This is a genomic window from Clostridium sp., from assembly GCF_036569345.1.
Classification (GTDB): Bacteria; Bacillota; Clostridia; order Clostridiales; family Clostridiaceae; genus Clostridium_AD.
In genome coordinates, this window is sequence record NZ_DATCQT010000050.1 from 1 (window position 1) to 3,103 (window position 3,103).

4 protein-coding genes are annotated in these 3,103 nt (G+C 32.0%); 3 read left to right on the forward strand and 1 reads right to left on the reverse strand.

Annotated elements, in window-relative coordinates; genetic code table 11:
• From VIM70_RS04850 to VIM70_RS04860, 3 genes are all read left to right on the forward strand, one after another.
• Positions 1-637, forward strand: a 637-nt coding sequence (locus VIM70_RS04850) for a sigma 54-interacting transcriptional regulator (RefSeq protein WP_331944604.1), incomplete at its 5' end; no start/stop codon positions are given.
• 127 nt (positions 638-764) lie between these two features.
• Positions 765-1,061, forward strand: a complete 297-nt coding sequence (locus VIM70_RS04855; protein ID WP_331944605.1) for a hypothetical protein — start codon at positions 765-767, stop codon at positions 1,059-1,061.
• 101 nt (positions 1,062-1,162) lie between these two features.
• Complete coding sequence (locus tag VIM70_RS04860; protein ID WP_331944606.1) at positions 1,163-1,954, forward strand: EFR1 family ferrodoxin; 792 nt, start codon at positions 1,163-1,165, stop codon at positions 1,952-1,954.
• Between the two features lie 151 nt (positions 1,955-2,105).
• Here VIM70_RS04860 and VIM70_RS04865 read toward each other — a convergent pair whose 3' ends face one another.
• Positions 2,106-2,630 carry a VanZ family protein gene (locus VIM70_RS04865; RefSeq protein WP_331944607.1) on the reverse strand — a complete coding sequence of 175 codons (525 nt, stop codon included), beginning with the start codon at positions 2,628-2,630 and terminating at the stop codon, positions 2,106-2,108.
• Positions 2,631-3,103 lie beyond the last annotated feature (473 nt).

A 3,103-nucleotide genomic window follows, 5' to 3' on the forward strand; every position in this document is an offset into this window, starting at 1 on the left:
GCTTGATCTTCAAGCTATACTTTTAAGAGTTATAGAACAAAAAAATTTTATGAGGATTGGGAGCAATATTTCAACAAGTGTTGATGTAAGAATAATTACAGCTACAAATAAAAATTTAAAAGAGAAAATAAAACAAAAACAATTTAGAGAAGATCTTTTCTATCGCCTTGCAATTATAAGGATAAATATACCTCCATTAAGAGAAAGAAAAGAAGATATTCTTCTCCTAGCAAATAACTTTATAAATCTTATTTGTGAGAGAATAAACAAACTTCCAGTTACTCTTTCCCCTGAGGCTAAAGATTTTTTTGTTACCTATACACGGCCAGGGAATGTACGTGAATTACAAAACTTTTTGGAAGGTACAATTCAAATTTATGATGATGCAATAATAACTTTAAACCATATAAAACTTTATTTTAACACTGACTTGCAACTTTATGATGAATCTAAACTCTATCCTCATAATTCTGCTACAATAGTTATAAATGATAAAAATACGGTGAATTTAGGTGATAAAGAAAAGATGATAAAAGCACTAGATATCAATAAGTACAACAAAACAAAAACAGCTAAATATCTTGGAATATCAAGACGAACATTATATAGAAAATCAGTTGAATATAACCTCTCTTAAAAATAGCTCATATTCATAGTTTATTCACATACCCCAGGGAATTTTTTGAAGGAGCTTGCGACTGAAATTGCTAAGAGTAGTAGGATATTGTTCAATAAAATAAGACATTAATTTGGAGGGAAAAAATTTGGACTATAGAATGTTTAAAATTGAAGTAATCAATATTTTATGTATAATATTGACAACAATTGTATCTCTTAACTTTAGAAAGTATCCTAAAACACTTAAAAAAGGTAGAAAAAATATTTCAAATAATTTTAATGATAAGAAACGTATGATTATAATTGTATTATGCACTTATTTTATGTATCGTCTTATTAGCTATTTATTTAATATTGATTTTATAAGTGCATTTACTTCTAATAAGAACAGTTCAAGTGTCAGTTTTATAGGAATTTTTATATTAATGAAATTTAGTTTTTAAGGCGGTGCTTTCTATGATTGAAGGAAATAATGCTCTAACGATCCAGAGATCAGCATATGTAAATATGCTCACGATACCACGCCTTACGAGGGGGTAATATAATGAGAAAAAACATCATTTTCGTCTTTTCAGGAACAGGCAACAGCTTATGGGCCGCAAAGAAAATCTCAGAAGAACTGGAAAACTGCGAAATTGTATCCATGGGCTGCCATAAGGAATATACCCTGACGGGTGAATACGATGTCATTGGTTTTGTCTATCCGACTTATAACCGGGGGGTGCCTGCAAGGGTCCAGGATTTTGTTTCGCAATTTGATTTTCAAAATAACAAGAACGCCTACTTTTTTGCTGTTGCTACCTGCGGGAGTGTTGAACGCGCCGGAAATTCTACAGTTCAACTGCGCAATTTGATGAAGCGAAAAGGGATCACGCTCAGTTACGCTAAAAAACTCGATATGTTTTCAAACTATATCATCATGTTTGACATGCATGATACCGTTGAAGAGGAAACGCGGCAATCGGCCCGCGATTTGGAGCCAATCATCGGTAACATTAAAAATAGGACTGTCGATCTGACTGCATTGAGAATCAAACCGTTCCAGCAACTTATGTATAAGGGAATTATGCACTTTATCCATCATATGGATAAGCATTTCAATGTATCCGACGCGTGTACTCATTGCGGTATCTGTCAAAAAGTCTGCCCGGTAAACAACATTGATTTGGATCAGGACAAAAAACCATATTTTAAACACCACTGTGAACAATGCTTAGCCTGTATTCAGCATTGCCCGGCGAAAGCCATCAACTACAAGGACAAAACAAAAAACAGGAAGCGGTACACACATCCTGATATTTCGTGGAAGGAACTGGCAAAGTTGAATGGTTATTAATTGTGCTTTTGTATCAATGCCTCTCAGATTATTCGGTTTTAGTAGTTATGACGCTTTATTAAAATTTTGTGCATTAAGTTTGCTGTAGATTATGCTTAATTTCTACGTTCCTTTTGTGTAGGGTATCTTCTTGAATATGCAATAAAGATATTTAGAATCTCATTCTCACCATGAATAAATAATATAATATACAAGGTAATCCGATAGCAGATAGTATTGTGATTGCAGTATGTACTTTTTTCTCATCTCGTAATATAAACAATAAAAACTTATACCCTAAAATACCAATCAATCCACCCAAACAATTTAGTATTATATCATCAATGTCTGATGCTCCAATGCCTAAAAACCCCTGAATAATTTCAACAAACAAACTCACTATAAATATAAACAACAAATTGGTTATTACTCTTTTATCATTTTTGAATAATGACCAATATGTACCAAGGGGAGTAAAAATAACTATATTGCCAACCACATTACCAAAAGCAAATGCTTTTATATTCGCAGTTCTGCCAGATATATATTCCATTATACTATAAAAAGGAATGAGATTGATTGACCTATGCTCCAAATACGGAATTCTTGATAAGAACAATATCTTAATTAACAAAAATATGTAACAAATGAAAACACCATATAAAAAGGCTGTTTTAATTTTCTCTCGTTTATTCATAATACCTCCATTTTTCATTTCATCCCTGCTTATTCTCTGACGTTCAGTTTATAAATATTCAGTAGTTCACATTTTAATAAATCTCGACTTGAATTTATAGAAATTATAGCATGTTTTGTATATTTTTACATTATATCTTTTTATATTTTATAGCAAATATAAGTTGGTTTCTTTCTAGTTGTTCACGTGCCGTTCACAACCCCCGGGATCTTTGCGACGCCTTGGCTGAGCTTGCTACATAATAGATAAGACTATTCTACTAAAACTTGGGTCCATTCCCCCTAATATCATTCTATCCCCTCCATTAATACTAAATACGTTACATAAAGAAAAGACCAGCTAATTAAAGTCAAGCACAAATTTTAAAAAGCAGTTGATGATTTTGTTGCACAACAAAAAGACCATTTCGAAACACGAACAATGGATAATTTAGGTATTCTTTTATTCTAAATTATGCTACTTCCCTAGAATGA

Excerpts from the sequence above, each read along its gene's own strand:
- VIM70_RS04860 (WP_331944606.1), top strand. The coding sequence starts at position 1,163 with ATGAGAAAAAACATCATTTTCGTCTTTTCAGGAACAGGCAACAGCTTA.
- VIM70_RS04865 (WP_331944607.1), bottom strand. The coding sequence starts at position 2,630 with ATGAATAAACGAGAGAAAATTAAAACAGCCTTTTTATATGGTGTTTTC.